This is a genomic window from Ramlibacter sp. (genome assembly GCF_028291745.1).
Taxonomy (GTDB): Bacteria; Pseudomonadota; Gammaproteobacteria; order Burkholderiales; family Burkholderiaceae_C; genus Ramlibacter.
Genome location: NZ_JAQGNQ010000110.1, coordinates 1 through 14,977 on the forward strand (window position 1 = coordinate 1; position 14,977 = coordinate 14,977).

Annotated in this window: 15 protein-coding genes and 1 pseudogene; 11 read left to right on the top strand and 5 right to left on the bottom strand. The window is 67.6% G+C overall.

Annotated features, from left to right (window positions below; genetic code table 11):
• Nucleotides 1–295: 295 nt before the first annotated feature.
• Nucleotides 296–1,393 (bottom strand): chorismate synthase, encoded by a 1,098-nt coding sequence (aroC, locus tag JWP60_RS20370; RefSeq protein ID WP_299795402.1) that lies wholly within the window; start codon nt 1,391–1,393, stop codon nt 296–298.
• 80 nt (nt 1,394–1,473) lie between these two features.
• On the opposite strand from aroC, the gene JWP60_RS20375 reads away from it, so the two are divergent.
• Complete coding sequence (locus tag JWP60_RS20375; protein WP_299795405.1) at nt 1,474–1,911, top strand: cupin domain-containing protein; 438 nt, start codon at nt 1,474–1,476, stop codon at nt 1,909–1,911.
• Here the strand turns inward: JWP60_RS20375 and JWP60_RS20380 are convergent.
• Nucleotides 1,908–2,564 carry a glutathione S-transferase family protein gene (locus tag JWP60_RS20380; RefSeq protein WP_299795407.1) on the bottom strand — a complete coding sequence of 219 codons (657 nt, stop codon included), beginning with the start codon at nt 2,562–2,564 and terminating at the stop codon, nt 1,908–1,910. The two genes, JWP60_RS20375 and JWP60_RS20380, sit on opposite strands and share 4 nt — an antisense overlap.
• Nucleotides 2,565–2,659: 95 nt before the next feature.
• Between JWP60_RS20380 and phaZ the strand changes: the two genes are divergently transcribed.
• Nucleotides 2,660–3,871: a polyhydroxyalkanoate depolymerase gene (gene phaZ / locus JWP60_RS20385; protein WP_299795430.1), complete on the top strand. Its 1,212-nt coding sequence runs from the start codon at nt 2,660–2,662 to the stop codon at nt 3,869–3,871.
• Nucleotides 3,872–3,968: 97 nt separating this feature from the next.
• Here phaZ and JWP60_RS20390 read toward each other — a convergent pair whose 3' ends face one another.
• Complete coding sequence (locus tag JWP60_RS20390; protein ID WP_299795409.1) at nt 3,969–4,433, bottom strand: CBS domain-containing protein; 465 nt, start codon at nt 4,431–4,433, stop codon at nt 3,969–3,971.
• Nucleotides 4,434–4,536: 103 nt separating this feature from the next.
• Here JWP60_RS20390 and JWP60_RS20395 point away from each other — a divergent pair, with 103 nt between their 5' ends.
• Together JWP60_RS20395 and JWP60_RS20400 are read left to right on the top strand one after the other, a co-directional pair.
• Complete coding sequence (locus tag JWP60_RS20395; RefSeq protein WP_299795411.1) at nt 4,537–5,832, top strand: O-acetylhomoserine aminocarboxypropyltransferase; 1,296 nt, start codon at nt 4,537–4,539, stop codon at nt 5,830–5,832.
• A gap of 118 nt (nt 5,833–5,950) precedes the next feature.
• On the top strand, nt 5,951–6,757 hold the full coding sequence (locus JWP60_RS20400) for an alpha/beta hydrolase (RefSeq protein WP_299795413.1): 807 nt from the start codon (nt 5,951–5,953) through the stop codon (nt 6,755–6,757).
• 87 nt (nt 6,758–6,844) lie between these two features.
• Here the strand turns inward: JWP60_RS20400 and JWP60_RS20405 are convergent, their stop codons facing one another.
• Nucleotides 6,845–8,047 carry a YihY family inner membrane protein gene (locus tag JWP60_RS20405; RefSeq protein ID WP_299795415.1) on the bottom strand — a complete coding sequence of 401 codons (1,203 nt, stop codon included), beginning with the start codon at nt 8,045–8,047 and terminating at the stop codon, nt 6,845–6,847.
• Nucleotides 8,048–8,071: 24 nt separating this feature from the next.
• Between JWP60_RS20405 and JWP60_RS20410 the strand changes: the two genes are divergently transcribed.
• The 5 genes from JWP60_RS20410 to JWP60_RS20430 all read left to right on the top strand — a co-directional run bounded on the left by JWP60_RS20410 (nt 8,072) and on the right by JWP60_RS20430 (nt 11,970).
• Nucleotides 8,072–8,425, top strand: a complete 354-nt coding sequence (locus JWP60_RS20410) for a DUF2069 domain-containing protein (RefSeq protein WP_299795417.1) — start codon at nt 8,072–8,074, stop codon at nt 8,423–8,425.
• Nucleotides 8,422–9,837, top strand: coding sequence for an FAD-binding oxidoreductase (locus tag JWP60_RS20415; RefSeq protein WP_299795419.1), 1,416 nt, complete (start codon nt 8,422–8,424; stop codon nt 9,835–9,837). Before JWP60_RS20410 ends, JWP60_RS20415 begins: the two co-directional genes overlap by 4 nt.
• Before the next feature lie 159 nt (nt 9,838–9,996).
• Nucleotides 9,997–10,812 (top strand): thymidylate synthase, encoded by an 816-nt coding sequence (locus JWP60_RS20420; protein WP_299795421.1) that lies wholly within the window; start codon nt 9,997–9,999, stop codon nt 10,810–10,812.
• On the top strand, nt 10,809–11,306 hold the full coding sequence (locus JWP60_RS20425; RefSeq protein ID WP_299795423.1) for a dihydrofolate reductase: 498 nt from the start codon (nt 10,809–10,811) through the stop codon (nt 11,304–11,306). Before JWP60_RS20420 ends, JWP60_RS20425 begins: the two co-directional genes overlap by 4 nt.
• Before the next feature lie 58 nt (nt 11,307–11,364).
• Nucleotides 11,365–11,970 (top strand): DUF4337 domain-containing protein, encoded by a 606-nt coding sequence (locus JWP60_RS20430; protein ID WP_299795425.1) that lies wholly within the window; start codon nt 11,365–11,367, stop codon nt 11,968–11,970.
• A 159-nt stretch (nt 11,971–12,129) separates the two neighbouring features.
• Here JWP60_RS20430 and JWP60_RS20435 read toward each other — a convergent pair whose 3' ends face one another.
• Nucleotides 12,130–13,116 carry a tripartite tricarboxylate transporter substrate binding protein gene (locus tag JWP60_RS20435; RefSeq protein WP_299795427.1) on the bottom strand — a complete coding sequence of 329 codons (987 nt, stop codon included), beginning with the start codon at nt 13,114–13,116 and terminating at the stop codon, nt 12,130–12,132.
• Between the two features lie 83 nt (nt 13,117–13,199).
• Here JWP60_RS20435 and JWP60_RS20440 point away from each other — a divergent pair, with 83 nt between their 5' ends.
• Nucleotides 13,200–14,096, top strand: a complete 897-nt coding sequence (locus tag JWP60_RS20440; RefSeq protein WP_299795429.1) for a polysaccharide deacetylase family protein — start codon at nt 13,200–13,202, stop codon at nt 14,094–14,096.
• Nucleotides 14,093–14,866, top strand: a pseudogene (xth, locus tag JWP60_RS20445) (exodeoxyribonuclease III); the annotation flags it as partial. The gene JWP60_RS20440 and the pseudogene xth, both read left to right, overlap by 4 nt.
• Nucleotides 14,867–14,977: the final 111 nt, after the last annotated feature.

The window sequence follows — 14,977 nt, forward strand, 5'->3', positions numbered from 1 at the left end:
AGTTCGCGGTTGGGCCGCAGGCCAAACTGCAGACGAGTTCTTCGCGTGGGCCGCAAGACCGGCCAGCGCAGGTCTGCCCGATCGCGTTCACGCGATCGGGACGCCACCCCGCGGGCCCGCACCGCACGGCGTCTTGCGCGACCGCCCTGCTGCTCGATACCGCAGGTGGAGCAAGCGCCATGCAGCAATGCTGCGGGATTCCGGACAGCAGTGGGGCTCGACCCGGGATCCACGACGGCCTGCGCATCAGCGCTGCGTGGATTGCGGGTCAGGCCCGCAACGACATCGAAAAACCTCAGGCGGCAGAAGCCGGGATCGGTGCCAGCGACGCCCGGACGTCGCCACACTGCGCGCGATGGCGCAGCGCCAGGTCCATCACCACCAGCGCGAGCATGGCCTCGGCAATCGGGGTGGCGCGGATGCCGACGCACGGGTCGTGCCGGCCCTTGGTGACCACCTGGGTGGGCTGGCCGTGCACGTCGATGCTGTCGCGCGGGGTCAGGATCGAACTGGTCGGCTTGATCGCGATGGAGACTTCCAGGTCCTGCCCCGTGCTGATGCCGCCCAGCACGCCACCGGCGTTGTTGCTGGCAAAGCCGCGGGGGGTCAGCGAGTCGCCGTGGGTGGAGCCGTGCTGCGTCACGCTGCCGAAGCCGGCGCCGATCTCCACGCCCTTGACCGCGTTGATGCCCATCATCGCGTAGGCGATCTCGGCATCGAGCTTGTCGAAGAGGGGCTGGCCCAGGCCGACCGGCATGCCGGTGGCGGTGACCCGGATGCGGGCGCCGCAGGAGTCGCCGGCCTTGCGCAGGGTGTCCATGTACGCTTCCAGCGCGGACACGTCGGCCGCCGGCGCGAAAAACGGGTTGTGGGGCACATGCTCCCAGCTCTCGAAGGCAATCGCGATTTCGCCGATCTGCTGCATGCAGCCGCGGAACTGCGTGCCGTGCTGTTGCTGCAGCCACTTCTTCGCCACCGCACCGGCAGCCACCATCGGTGCCGTCAGGCGCGCGGAGGAGCGGCCGCCGCCGCGCGGATCGCGCAGGCCGTACTTCTCGAAGTAGGTGTAGTCGGCGTGGCCCGGACGAAACTTCTGGCCGATCTCGGAGTAGTCCTTGCTGCGCTGGTCGGTATTGCGGATCAGGAGGCACAGGGGCGTGCCGGTGGTGCGGCCTTCGAACACGCCGGAGAGGATCTCGACCTTGTCTTCCTCCTGCCGCTGCGTGACGTGGCGGCTGGTGCCCGGGCGGCGGCGATCGAGGTCCGGCTGGATGTCGGCCTCCGAGAGCTCCATGCCGGGTGGGCAACCGTCGATGACGCAGCCGATGGCCGGCCCATGCGACTCGCCGAAGTTGGTGACCGCAAAGGCTTTGCCGAAGGTGTTGCCGCTCATGGCCCGATTATCGCGGTTCCACGGGAATGCTTCCTGCTTCCAGCCTCTGCGGCGCCTACCCGGCGCACCAGGAGAGCACCATGCTGGATCGCACGACGACCAAGTTCTCCCACGTCAGGCCAGGCGACACGGAATACGTGTCCGGCGGCCTGCGGGACTTTTTCCTCTACCGCGACCTCGGGGTCGCCGAAGCCACTGGCGGGAAGGTGATCGCGCACCTGGTCAAGGCGAACATGGCACCCGAAGCGGGCACCGGCTGGCACCGCCATGAGGCAGACTTCCAGATCGTGCTGATGCTCAAGGGCTGGGCGCGCTTCATGTACGAGGAGCGGATGACGCTGGTGAGCGCCGGCGACTGCGTGCACCAGGCGCCCGGCATCCGGCACTACCTGTTCGACTACTCGCCGGACATGGAGTACCTGGAGATCGTGTCGCCGGCGGACTTCCGCACGGTGGACGTAGCCCCGGCCTGCGCCGTTCCGGATCCGACGCCATGGCCCGCGACGCAGGCGGCCTAGAACTCGGCGTCGAGTTCGTCGATCTCGTCGGGCTCCTGCTGCGCCGCCGCGAGCCATTCGCACATCGCCGGCAGGTCCATGATGCGCTTGCAGTAGGCGGCGCTGACCTTGTCGACGGCGACTCCGTACGTGAGCAGGCGCGTGACCACGGGCGCATACATCGCATCGGCGATGCACGGCTGCCGTCCGAACAGGAAGGGGCCGCCGTAGCAGCCCAGGCAATCCGCCCAGATCGCAAGGATGCGGTCGATGTCGCCCTGCGCCCGCGACCAGACCTTGAAGCCGGGGAAGCGGGCCTTGAGGTTCATGGGCAGCGCGCTGCGCAGCGAGGTGAAGCCCGAATGCATTTCGCCGCAGATCGAGCGGCAATGGGCGCGTGCCGCCACGTCCGCCGGCAGCAGGCCCGACTTGGGGCGGACCTCGGCGAGGTATTCGCCGATCGCCATGGTGTCCCAGACCTCCACGCCGTCGTGCAGCAGCGAGGGCACGCGCATGGAAGGCGACAACAGCAGGATCTCGGCGCGCATGGCCGGGTCGTCCGGCGGGATCACGCGCTCGGTGAACTCCAGGCCGGCCAGCCTGGCCATCAGCCAACCCCGCAGGGCCCAGGCGCCGTAGTTGCGGCTGCTGATCGTGAGGACGGCTTTGCCCATGGTGCGCTCCGACGCGGGGCCTCCGTCCCGCCATGGCGCGGTCGTGCAAGCGCTGTGCCAGTGCCGCGCACCTTCGAGGAGCGGTCGTGAGCGCTTTGCTCTACCACGGCTATCAGTCGCAGTCGGACACGCTGGCGCCGCTGCGGCTGCTGGCGCAGCACCAGAGCGCGCTGCTCTGGTGGCGCCAGACCGAGGGCAGCGGCATGCGCAAGGCCGCCGCCGCCCTCGACGTGTTCTCGCGCATGCGCCTGACGCACAGCCGCCCGCCGTACGGCATCGACACTGTGGAGGCGGAGGGCCGCACGGTGGCAGTGACCGAGGAGCCGGCGCTGGTGCTGCCCTTCGGCACGCTGCTGCACTTCGCCCGCGCCGGCGTGCGCGGCCAGCCGCGCGTGCTGCTGGTGGCGCCGCTCTCCGGCCACTTCGCAACGCTGCTGCGCGACACTGCGCGCACGCTGCTGCAGGACCACGACGTCTACATCACGGACTGGCACAACGCGCGCGACGTGCACCTGCGCCATGGCGCCTTCAGCCTGGACGACTACGTCGACTACCTGATGCGCTACCTGCGCGCGATCGGTCCCGGCGCCCATGTGGTGGCGGTGTGCCAGCCCTGCGTGGCCGCGATCGCCGCCACCGCGCTGCTGGCCGAGGACGACGATCCCGCGCAGCCGCGCAGCCTGACGCTGATGGCCGGGCCGGTGGACTGCCGGGTGAATCCCACCGGGGTGAATCGCCTGGCCACCAGCCGGAGCATGGGATGGTTCGAGAGCAACCTGATCAGCCACGTGCCGCCGCCGCACGCCGGCCACATGCGGCGGGTCTACCCCGGCTTCCTGCAGCTCAGCGCCTTCTTGAGCATGAACCTGCAGCGGCACCAGCAGCAGTTTCGCACCCTCTACCAGCACCTCGTCGACGGCGAACTGGAGCAGGCCGAGGTGATCCGCGCCTTCTACGACGAATACCTGGCCGTCAACGACCTGCCGGCGGAGTTCTACCTGGAGACGGTGGAAAAGGTGTTCCAGACCTTCGACCTGGCGCGCGGCACGCTGGCCTGGCGCGGCCGGCCGGTCGCACCGAAGGCGATCCGGCGCACCTGGCTGTTCACGGTGGAAGGCGAGCGCGACGACATCTGCGCCGTGGGCCAGACCGTGGCGGCACACGATCTATGCGCCGGCTTGCGCCCGTACATGAAGCTGCACCACGTACAGACGGGCGTCGGCCACTACGGCGTGTTCAGCGGCCGCCGCTGGAAGAACGAGATCTACCCGCGGCTGCGGGAGGTGGTGCACGGCGCGGAGGGCTGAATCCATCCATGTCATTGCGGGCGTCGGTCGACCCGCAATCCACGACGGCACGAGTACAAGGGCAGCGTGGACCCGGGTCAAGCCCGGGAGGACATCCTCAAAGCTGCGCGGTCGGCTGCGAGTCCTCGCTCGCCGGCCAGTCGCGGATGTACGCCTTGAGCATCCGGTTCTCGAAGTTCTGGCTGTCCACAACCGCTTTCGCGACGTCGTACAAACTGATGACGCCCATGAGCATGCGCTTGTCCATCACCGGCATGTAGCGCGCATGGCGCTCCAGCATCATGCGGCGGACTTCGTCGAGTTCGGTTTCCAGCGTGCAGGTGAGCGGATGGTCGTCCATCGCCGTGCGCACCACCGTGCTGCCCACCACATGCTGGTTGGCGACGATGCACTGGATCACTTCGCGGAAGGTGAGCATGCCCACCAGGTCGCCGTGATCCATCACCACCAGGGAGCCGATGTCCTTTTCGGCCATGATGTCGATCGCGCGGGAGAGTGGCTCCTCAGGCGTTGCCGTATAGAGGGTGTTGCCCTTCACGCGCAGGATGTCGCTGACTTTCATGGCTGTCTCCTTGGACCGCCGCTGCTGGTGGCGGCCGGGTTGAGAAGAATATAGCCCACAATCCCGGGCAGTTCCATAGAGCGACAGAGGAGGGATTCGCCCCATGCCCGGTTACTCCGACCCCGGCTTCGACACGCTGGCTCTGCATGCCGGCGCCGCGCCCGACCCGGCGACCGGCGCCCGCGCGGTGCCCATCCACCTCAGCACCTCCTTCGTCTTCGAGTCCAGCGACCACGCCGCGGCGCTGTTCAACCTCGAACGTTCCGGGCACGTCTATTCGCGCATCAGCAATCCCACCAACGCGGTGCTGGAGCAGCGCGTTGCCGCCCTCGAAGGCGGGGTGGGCGCGATCGCCACCGCGAGCGGCCAGGCCGCCCTGCACCTGGCCATTGCCACCCTCATGGGCGCGGGCTCGCACATCGTTGCCAGCAGCGCGCTCTATGGCGGCTCGCACAACCTGCTGCACTACACGCTCAGTCGCTTCGGGATCGCGACGACCTTTGTCGCACCGGGCGACATCGATGGCTGGCGTGCCGCCATCCGCCCCGAGACGAAGCTGCTGTTCGGCGAAACCGTGGGCAACCCCGGGCTCGACGTGCTGGACATTCCCACGGTTTCGGCCGTGGCGCACGAGGCGGGGCTGCCCTTGCTGGTGGATTCGACTTTCACCACGCCTTACCTCATGAAGTCCTTCGACCTGGGAGCGGACCTGGTCTATCACTCGGCGACCAAGTTCCTCTCGGGGCACGGGACGGTGATCGGCGGCGTGGTGGTCGATGGCGGCAGCTTCGACTGGGACCGCTCGGGGCGCTTCCCGGAACTGAGTGCGCCCTACGAGGGCTTCCACAACATGGTGTTCAGCGAGGAATCGACGGTGGGCGCCTTCCTGCTGCGCGCGCGCCGCGAAGGCCTGCGCGATTTCGGCGCCAGCATGAGCCCGCACACCGCGTGGCTGATCCTGCAAGGCATAGAGACGCTGCCGCTGCGCATGGACCGTCACATGGCCAACACACGGCGCGTGGTGGAGTTCCTGGTGGCGCATCCCTTCGTGGCGCGCGTGGGGCATCCGATGCTGGAGTCGCATCCGAGCCATGCACTCGCGCAGAAGCTGTTGCCCAAGGGCGCTGGCTCGGTCTTCAGCTTCGACCTGAAGGGCAGCCGCGAACAGGGCAAGACATTCATCGAGGCGCTGCGCCTCTTCAGCCACCTGGCCAACGTGGGCGACTGCCGCTCGCTGGTGATCCACCCGGCCAGCACCACGCATTTCCGCATGAGCGATGAATCGCTGAAGACCGCCGGCATCGGCCCGGGAACGATCCGCCTGTCCATCGGCCTGGAAGATCCGGAGGACCTGATCGACGACCTGAAGCGGGCATTGCGGGCGGCGGAAAAGGGGTGAGCTGCAATCCGTGTCGCAAACCATGTCATTGCGGGCTTGACCCGCAATCGATGCGGCGACCGGTCAAGCGCCGCGTGGATCCCGGGTCAAGCCCGGGATGACATCAACAGGAGACTGCATGGAATTGAACGTCAACGGCGCCCGCACCTTCTGCTACACGGGCGGCAAGCCGTTCGATGCCGGCAAGCCCACCGTCGTCTTCCTGCACGGCGTGCTGAACGACCACAGCGTCTGGATCCTGCAGACCCGCTGGTTCGCGCACCATGGCTGGAACGTGCTGGCCGTCGATCTGCCGGGCCACTGCCGCAGCGAGGGCGAGCCGCCCCGCAGCGTCGAGGAAGCGGCCGACTTCGTGCTGGCGCTGCTCGATGCGGCGAAGGTGGAACGCGCGGCGCTGGTCGGCCACAGCTTCGGCGCGCTGGTGGCGCTGGAGGCGGCGTCGCGCGCGCCGGCACGCGTGACGCATCTGGCGCTGGTGGGCATCGCCCATCCGATGAAGGTCTCGCCCGCCTTGCTGGAAAACTCGCAGCACGAGCCGATGAAGGCGATCACCATGGTCAACGTGTACTCGCATTCGCTGATGGCGCCGCCGCCCTCGGCGCTCGGGCCCGGCACGTGGCTGTATGGCGGTTCAAGGGCGCTGATGAAGCGCGTGCTGGCCAGCAATCCGCGCGTCAACGTGTTCCATCGCGGCTTCGTGGCCTGCGACAGCTATGCGGGCGGCGAAGCGGCGATCGCGCAGGTGCAGTGCCCGATCCTGTTCGTGCTGGGCAAGGACGATGCGATGACGCCGCCCAAGGCGGCACAGGGGCTGCAGCAGAAGGCCCGCGATGCGCGGACCGTGGTGGTGGCCGCCGGCCACCAGATGATGACCGAGGCACCGGATGCGGTGCTGTTCGCGCTGCGGGATTTCCTGCAGGGGTAAGGCGCGATCGCGACCCTCGTAGGCTGGGCTGCCGCAGGCACCCCAGCGATTTGCGCGCACATGCTGGGGTGCCTGCGGCAGCCCAGCCTACAAGACATCCTTCAGGTACAGGGACGAAAGTCGCCCCGTCTGCCACAGCTTCGCCGTCGCCTCGCTCGCGGGAAGCAGCAGGTGCCGCATCAAGGGCTCCAGCGCCGTCGACTGCACGTCGGCCAGCAGCACATAGCGGGTCTCGTGCTGGTCCTCGATTTCGTTCAGCCGGCCGATCCAGTCCAGTTGCACCAGTGTCTGCAGCACCGGCTCGAGCTGCAGCACGTCGACTTCCATGCGCCCGGCCAGTTCGCTGGCGGTCATGCCGCGGCGCGCACTCGGGCGGGTCGCCTGCAGTTGCTGCAGGATCTCCAGGGCCAGCTGGAATTGCCACCCATGCCCGCCGCCGCGCCGGCGTGCACCGGCCAGCAGGCTGGGCAGGTAGGCCGCGACCACGGCCCCGAGCAGCACGATCACCCAGCCGATGTAGATCCACACCAGCAGGATAGGCAGAGTCGCGAAGGCGCCGTACACCATCGAATAGGTCGGCACCAGCCCGATGTACCAGGCCAGCAGCCGCTTGGCCAGCTCGATGCCGAGGGCGGAGAACACGCCGCCGGCCGCCGCGTGGGTGGGCCGCACCGGCGTGTTGGGCACGAAGCGATAGAGCGCCGTCAGCGCCGCCGCCAGCAGCAGGAACTCCGACGTGGTGAGCATGAAGGTCACCATGCCCGGCAGGCCCGTCACCAGCCCGCGCGACTCCGAGATGAAGTACGAACTGGTGCCCAGGCTCACCGCCAGCAGCACCGGGCCGAGCGTGATCGCCGCCCAGTAGATCAGCACCCGCTGCGCGAAGGGCCGCGGCCGCCGCACGCGCCAGATGCCGTTGAGCGTGCGGTCGATGGTCAGCACCAGCGCGATGGCGCTCACCACCAGCGCCGCCAGGCCCACGCCGCCCAGCCGACTCGCCTTGCCCGCGAACTGCGTGAGGTAGCCGAGCACCTGGCGCGCGATGGAATCGGGCACCAGGCTTTGCACCAGCCAGCGCTGCAGGTTAGCCTGCAGCTTGCCGAACATCGGAAAGGCGGTGAACAACGCCAGGGCGACCGTGAAGAACGGCACCAGGGCGATGGTGGTCGTGAAGGTGAGGCTGCTGGCCGAAAGACCCAGCCGGTCTTCGCGAAAGCGTTCCCTCAGCGTCACTGCGGTCGGCAGCCAGGGGAAGCGAGCAAGGTCGGCAAGCAGCTGGCGCGGATTCATCGCTCGGTATGATGCCATTCCCCCATGCAGTCCACCCAAGTCATCGTCCCGCCCGCCGTCGAAGCCACGCGCTGGGTCGCCTTCGCGAGCCTGCTCGCCCTGATCGCGCTCGGCCTCACCTGGGAGCTGTGGCTGGTGCAGCCGCCCAGCCCCTGGGCGGTGAAGGTGCTGCCCTTGTGCCTGCCGGTGGCCGGCTTGCTCAAGCGCCGCATGTACACCTATCGCTGGGTGAGCCTGCTGCTGTGGGCCTACGTCATGGAAGGCGCGGTGCGCTGGCGCGAAGGCGCGCCGGCCCTGCTGCAAGTCGCGCTGTCCCTCATCCTCTTTGCCGCCTGCGCGCTGCACGTGCGGCTGCGCCTGCGAAGCTCGAAGCCATGACCGACCTGATCCCCCAACTGCGCGCCATCGCCGGCGCCACCCACGTGCTGACCGAGGGCGACCTGAGCGCCTGGGAGCTGGACTGGCGCAAGCGCTCGCGCGGCAAGGCGCTGGCGGTGGTGCGCCCCGGCTCCACCGACGAAGTGGCGGCGGTGGTGCGCGCCTGCGCCGCGGCCGGCGCGCCGATCGTGCCGCAGGGCGGCAACACGGGCCTGGTGGTGGGCGGCGTACCGGATGAATCGGGCCGCGAGGTCGTGGTCAGCCTCACGCGCCTGAACCGCGTGCGCGCCATCGACGGCGCCAATCTCACGATGACCGTCGATGCCGGCTGCGTGCTACAGAATCTGCAGCAGGCCGCGGACGATGCCGGCCTGCTGTTCCCCCTGAGCCTGGCCGCCGAAGGCAGTTGCACGATCGGCGGCAACCTGGCTACCAATGCGGGCGGCACGCAGGTCGTCCGCTACGGCAACACGCGCGAACTGTGCCTGGGCCTCGAAGTCGTCACCGCGCAGGGCGAGGTGTGGAGCGGCCTGACCGGCCTGCGCAAGGACAACACGGGCTACGACCTGCGCGACCTGTTCATCGGCAGCGAAGGCACGCTGGGCATCATCACCGGCGCGACGATGAAGCTCTATCCGCAGCCGGCGGCGACGCTCACGGCCTGGGCCGCGGTGCCCTCGATGCAGGCAGCGGTCACGCTGCTCGGACTGGCGCATCGCCATCTCGGCGCCGGCCTGACCGGCTTCGAGGTGATGGGCCAGTTTGCCCTGGCGCTGGCCGACAAGCACTACCCGCAGCTGCGCGTGCCGCTGTACCGCGAGCACCCCTACTGCGTGCTGCTGGAGAACGCCGACCAGGAATCCGAGGCGCACGCGCGCGGCCAGTTCGAACGCCTGCTGGAAGCGGCGCTGGAAGACGGCTGCGTGGCCGATGCCGTGGTCGCCGGGAACATCGCGCAGGCGCGCCAGCTGTGGCACATCCGTGAGTCGATTCCGCTGGCGCAGGCGGAGGAAGGACTGAACGTGAAGCACGACATCTCGATCGCGGTCTCCCGCATCCCGGCCTTCGTGGCCGAGACCGACGCCCTGCTGCAGCGGGAGATCGCAGGCGTGCGGCTCGTCAACTTCGGCCACCTGGGCGACGGCAACCTGCACTACAACGTGCAGGCGCCGGAGGGCGGCGATACGAAGGCCTTCCTGCACGAGCACGAGGAGCGCGTGAACACGCTGGTGTACGACCAGGTGCAGCGCTTCGAGGGCTCGATCTCGGCGGAGCACGGCATCGGCGCGCTCAAGGTGGACAAGCTGCCGCACTACAAGTCACCCGTTGCGATCGGGATGATGCAGGCGCTGAAGAAGGCGCTGGACCCGCAGGGGATCCTGAATCCGGGGCGGGTGGTGGCGGTCCGATAGGAAAGCGGGATGGGACAGCCGGACGCACAAGTCGCAAAGGTTTCGCAGAAGGCGCAAAAGACTTCCAACTATTCATTGAATTCCTTTGCGAGCTTTTGCGTGCCTTAGCGACTTTTCGTCCGGCTGGCCGACCCTGCGAAGCTCCCCGATAATCGACCCATGACCGCCGCCCGCCCCGTCCGCTCGCAGTACGAGGACTTCATGCGCCATGTGTACACCCATGGCACCGCCAAGACCGACCGCACCGGCACAGGCACGCGCAGCGTCTTTGGCTACCAGATGCGCTTCGACTTGAACGAGGGCTTTCCGCTGGTCACGACCAAGAAGGTCCACCTGAAGTCCATCATCCACGAGCTGCTGTGGTTCCTCGAGGGCTCGAGCGACAACAATCGACTGCGCGAACGCGGCGTCACCATCTGGGACGAGTGGGCGCGCGAGGATGGCGATCTCGGTCCGGTCTACGGCGTGCAATGGCGCAGCTGGCCCACGCCCGAAGGCGGCCACATCGACCAGATCGCCGAGGCGGTCAAGACCATCAAGACCAACCCGGATTCGCGCCGCATCATCGTCAGCGCCTGGAACGTGGCGGACCTGCCGAAGATGGCGCTGGCCCCCTGCCATGCGTTCTTCCAGTTCTATGTCGCGGATGGCAAGCTCTCGTGCCAGCTGTATCAGCGCAGCGCCGACATCTTCCTGGGCGTGCCCTTCAACATCGCCAGCTACGCGCTGCTGACGCACATGATCGCGCAGCAATGCGACCTGGGCGTGGGCGACTTCGTCTGGACCGGCGGCGACTGCCACATCTACAGCAACCACCACGAACAGGTGGAGCTGCAATTGAGCCGCGCGCCCTACCCCTATCCGACGCTGCACATCAAACGGCGGCCGGCCTCGATCTTCGACTACGCCTACGAGGACTTCGAGATGCTTGACTACCAGTGCCACGGCGCGATCAAGGCTCCGGTGGCGGTATGAAGCTGGGCCTGATCTACGCGCAATCGCGCAACGGCGTGATCGGCCGCGGCGGCGTGCTGCCCTGGCATCTGCCCGAGGACCTGGCGCACTTCAAGCGGACCACACTCGGCGCGCCGGTGATCATGGGCCGCAAGACCTGGGAGTCGCTGCCGCCGCGCTTTCGGCCGCTGCCCGGGCGCAAGAACATCGTGATCACGCGCGACCCGCAATGGCAGGCGCCGGGCGCGCAGCGCGCGGTGTCGCTCGATGAAGCGATCGCCGCCTGCGCCGGCGCCGATACCGACACCGCGTGGATCACGGGGGGCGCCGAGATCTTCAGGCTGGCGATGCCGCGTGCTGACCTGGCCGTGGTCACCGAGATCGGCGCCGACTACGACGGCGACACCTTCGCGCCGGCACTCGGCGCCGACTGGCACGAGGTGGCGCGCGAACGACACTTGTCGCCCGCCGGCATCCCGTTCGACTTCGTGACCTACCGCCGCACTGCAAATTAATTCTTTCGACCCAAACGGCTGACTAGAATCGCCGCTGCAGTCTCAGAGGAAAACAACCATGTCAGGCGACGGCTTCCACGTCCACGGCCCCCATGACCACGAGCTGGAGCACGCCATCGAGGCTGCGCACGGCGACCCGGCGCAGCACGGCCTCGCCGGGGGCGGCATGATCAACCAGATCGCGATGTTCACGGCGGTGATCGCCACCGTGGGCGCGATCTTCTCGTACATGGGCGGCGCGACCCAGGCCAATGCCGGCCTGGACAAGAACAACGCCGCGATCCGCAAGACCGAAGCCTCCAACCAGTGGAACTACTTCCAGGCGAAGTCGACGAAGCAGTCGCTGGCCGAGGTCTCGCGCGACCTGGCGCCGGCCGACAAGCAGGCCTACTACCAGGCGAAGATCGATCGCTACGAGAAGGAAAAGAAGGACATCCAGGCCGCGGCGGAAAAGATCGAGGCCGAGTCCAAGGAGTGGGATCGCCAGAGCGACGCGCAGATGCACGTGCATCACCGCTGGGCCCAGGCGACGACCGCGCTGCAGGTTTCCATCGCCCTGGCGGCCATCGCGCTGCTGACCCGAAAGAAGTGGCTGGAGCGGGGCATGTTCGCAGTCGCCGCCGTGGGGCTGGCCATCGGCGGGCTGGCGATGCTGCACATCTGAGCAGAAGGCAGAAGGCAGAAGGCAGAAATCGGACTGCCGGACGCAGAAGGCGCAAAGGTTGCGCAGAAGTCGCAAAAGAAAACCATTGAAGTTTTCTTTGGCTTTTTTGCGTCCTCTGCGTATCTTTCGCGTCTTCTGCTTCCAGGCAGTCCGTATCCGTCAGTCCACCTTCGCGCCCGAAGCCTTCACCACCGGCGCATAACGCACCGTCTCGCGCGCGATCATCTCGCCCAGCGCCTCCGGGCCGCTGCTGATCGGATCGGCGCCGAGGTTGTCGTAGACCTTGCGGATGTCCTCGCTTTGCAGGGCCCGCGCGAATTCGGCGTGCAGGCGGCGCACGATCGCCGGGTCCATGCCCCTGGGCCCCAGGATGCCCGTATAGACCACCAGCTCGAAATTCGGCACGCCGGCTTCGGCCATGGTCGGCACGTCGGGGGCGGCGGCCACGCGTTTGGGTGTGGTCACGGCCAGCGCGCGCAGCTTGCCCGCCTTCACGTTGCTCACCGCGGGCGGCATGGTCGAAAACACGAAGCTCACCTCGTTGGCCAGGATCGCCTGGGTCGCCGGGCCGCTGCCCTTGTACGGGATGTGCGTGGCGTCCAGCCCCTGGCTGTTCTTGAGCATCTCGCTGGCCAGGTGGATGATGGTGCCGTTGCCCGAGGAGCCATAGGACATCTTTCCCGGCTGCGCCTTCGCCTGCAGCGCGAGATCGCGCACGCTGTGGAAGGGCGACGAGGGATGCACCACCAGCATCAGCGGCGTGGAGGCCACCAGCGTGATCGGGGTGAAGTCGCGCGCCGTGTCGTAGGGCAGCTTCGGGTAGAGGCTGGCGTTGATCGCATGCGTGGTGATGTCCTGCAGCCAGATCGTGTAGCCGTCAGGTGGCGCCTTGGCCACCCATTCGCCCGCGATGGTGGTGCCCGCGCCCGCCTTGTTGTCGACGATCACCGACTGGCCGATCTGCGTGCTGACCTTGGCAGCCAGCGCGCGCGCCAGCACGTCGGAGATGCCGCCAGGCGCGAAGCCGACGATCATGCGAATAGGCTGCTTCGGGTAGTCGCTCTGGGCACGCGCCTGCGCACCGGCGACGATCGTCAGGGCAAACAGTGCCGCATGCGCGAGCGACCGGGTGAAAGCAGGCTTCATCGAACCTCCGAGACAGGAGAGCGGATGCTGGCATCCTGCGGCAGAATCCGCAAGCTTTCCCGGCAACACGAGGAGACCCCCGCATGCCCATGATCCCCCGCGAACGCACCGACTATTCCGCCATCGTCGACCGACCCCCGCTGAAGCTGCCGGGCGACGCGAAGGTGGTGGTCTGGACCATCGTGAACCTCGAGGTCTGGGACATAGGCCGGCCGATGGCGCGGCAAGTCCTGCCCCCGCCCACCGGCGTGCCGCTGCTGCCCGACGTGCCGAACTGGGCGTGGCACGAGTACGGCATGCGCGTGGGCTTCTGGCGTTTCAAGAAGCTGTACGACAGCCTGGGCATCAAGCCGACGCTGTCGATCAACGCGCGCGTGACCGAGGACTATCCGCGCGTGGCGAGCGCCTGCCTGGAAGCCGGCTGGGAATTCATGGGCCATGCCTGGGACCAGATGCCGATCCACAAGTCCGAGGACCAGAAGGCGATGATCGAGCGCTCGCTCGATACGCTGGAAAGGTTCTACGGCAAGCGGCCCGTCGGCTGGCTCGGCCCGGGCCTGACGCAGACCCTGGAGACGCCCGACCTGCTCACCGCCGCCGGCGTGAAGTACATCGGCGACTTCCCCTACGACGACGAGCCCACCGAGATCCGCACGGCCCACGGGCCGCTGGTGACGCTGCCTTACACGGTGGAGAACAACGACATCCCGCTGATGATGGTGCAGCACCACGAGGCGGCGTACTGGACCCAGAAATGCTGCGACACCTTCGACCGCTACTATCTCGAAGCGGCGGAGCGGCCCAAGATCATGGCCATCGCGATCCATCCCTACATCAGCGGCCAGCCGTTCCGCATCGGCTATCTCGAGAAGGTGTACGAGCACATCAACCGTCACAGCGGCGTCGTGCACTGGAACGGGGAGCAGATCCTCGAGTGGTACCTGCGCGCGCGCACCGAAACCGGGAATCCGCCTCGATGAAGATCACCACCTGGAACGTCAACTCGCTGGCGGCGCGCCTGCAGCACGTGCTGGACTGGACGGCCGCCAACCCGGTGGACGTGCTGTGCCTCCAGGAACTCAAGCTCACCGACGACAAGTTCCCGCTCGACGCCTTGCGCGCGGCGGGCTACGAGCACTGCACCGTTTTCGGGCAGAAGACGTACAACGGCGTGGCCGTCATGAGCCGCGTGCCGGTGCGTGATGCGGTGAAGAACATCGTCGGCTTCGAAGACGACAACGCGCGCCTGCTTTCGGTGACGATCGATACGCCGCAGGGGGAGCTGCGCCTGGTCAACGGCTACTTCGTCAACGGCCAGGCGCCGGGCACGGAGAAGTTCGACTACAAGATGTCATGGCTGCGCGGCCTGCGCGACTCCGTGCGCCAGGAGCTGGCGCAGCACGCGAGGCTGCTGCTGGTGGGCGACTTCAACATCGCACCGGAAGACCGCGACTCGTACGACCCCGAGGGCCTGCGCGAGACGATCCACCACACCAGCGCGGAACGCGAGCACTTTCGCCAGCTTTTGGAGCTGGGCCTCGTGGACAGCTTCCGCCTGTTCGAGCAGCCGGAAAAGAGCTTCAGCTGGTGGGACTACCGCATGCTCGGCTACCCGAAGAACCGCGGTCTGCGGATCGACCATATCCTGGTGAGCGAGGCGCTCAAGGGCATGGTGAAGGCGTGCGCGATCGACCGGGTGCCGAGGAAGTGGAAGCAGCCGAGCGATCACGCGCCGGTGACGGTGGATATCTTAATTGCTTTTCTCCTTCCCCCTCCGGGGGAAGGCCGGGAGGGGGGCGCTGGGGGCGCTGCGGCGCTGGTTGGCGCCCGGAGCGCCCCCACCCCAGCCCTCCCCCAGAGG

Coding starts and splice junctions, on each gene's coding strand:
- aroC (WP_299795402.1), bottom strand. CDS start 1,393: ATGAGCGGCAACACCTTCGGCAAAGCCTTTGCGGTCACCAACTTCGGC.
- JWP60_RS20375 (WP_299795405.1), top strand. CDS start 1,474: ATGCTGGATCGCACGACGACCAAGTTCTCCCACGTCAGGCCAGGCGAC.
- JWP60_RS20380 (WP_299795407.1), bottom strand. CDS start 2,564: ATGGGCAAAGCCGTCCTCACGATCAGCAGCCGCAACTACGGCGCCTGG.
- JWP60_RS20390 (WP_299795409.1), bottom strand. CDS start 4,433: ATGAAAGTCAGCGACATCCTGCGCGTGAAGGGCAACACCCTCTATACG.
- JWP60_RS20395 (WP_299795411.1), top strand. CDS start 4,537: ATGCCCGGTTACTCCGACCCCGGCTTCGACACGCTGGCTCTGCATGCC.
- JWP60_RS20400 (WP_299795413.1), top strand. CDS start 5,951: ATGGAATTGAACGTCAACGGCGCCCGCACCTTCTGCTACACGGGCGGC.
- JWP60_RS20405 (WP_299795415.1), bottom strand. CDS start 8,047: ATGAATCCGCGCCAGCTGCTTGCCGACCTTGCTCGCTTCCCCTGGCTG.
- JWP60_RS20410 (WP_299795417.1), top strand. CDS start 8,072: ATGCAGTCCACCCAAGTCATCGTCCCGCCCGCCGTCGAAGCCACGCGC.
- JWP60_RS20415 (WP_299795419.1), top strand. CDS start 8,422: ATGACCGACCTGATCCCCCAACTGCGCGCCATCGCCGGCGCCACCCAC.
- JWP60_RS20420 (WP_299795421.1), top strand. CDS start 9,997: ATGACCGCCGCCCGCCCCGTCCGCTCGCAGTACGAGGACTTCATGCGC.
- JWP60_RS20425 (WP_299795423.1), top strand. CDS start 10,809: ATGAAGCTGGGCCTGATCTACGCGCAATCGCGCAACGGCGTGATCGGC.
- JWP60_RS20430 (WP_299795425.1), top strand. CDS start 11,365: ATGTCAGGCGACGGCTTCCACGTCCACGGCCCCCATGACCACGAGCTG.
- JWP60_RS20435 (WP_299795427.1), bottom strand. CDS start 13,116: ATGAAGCCTGCTTTCACCCGGTCGCTCGCGCATGCGGCACTGTTTGCC.
- JWP60_RS20440 (WP_299795429.1), top strand. CDS start 13,200: ATGCCCATGATCCCCCGCGAACGCACCGACTATTCCGCCATCGTCGAC.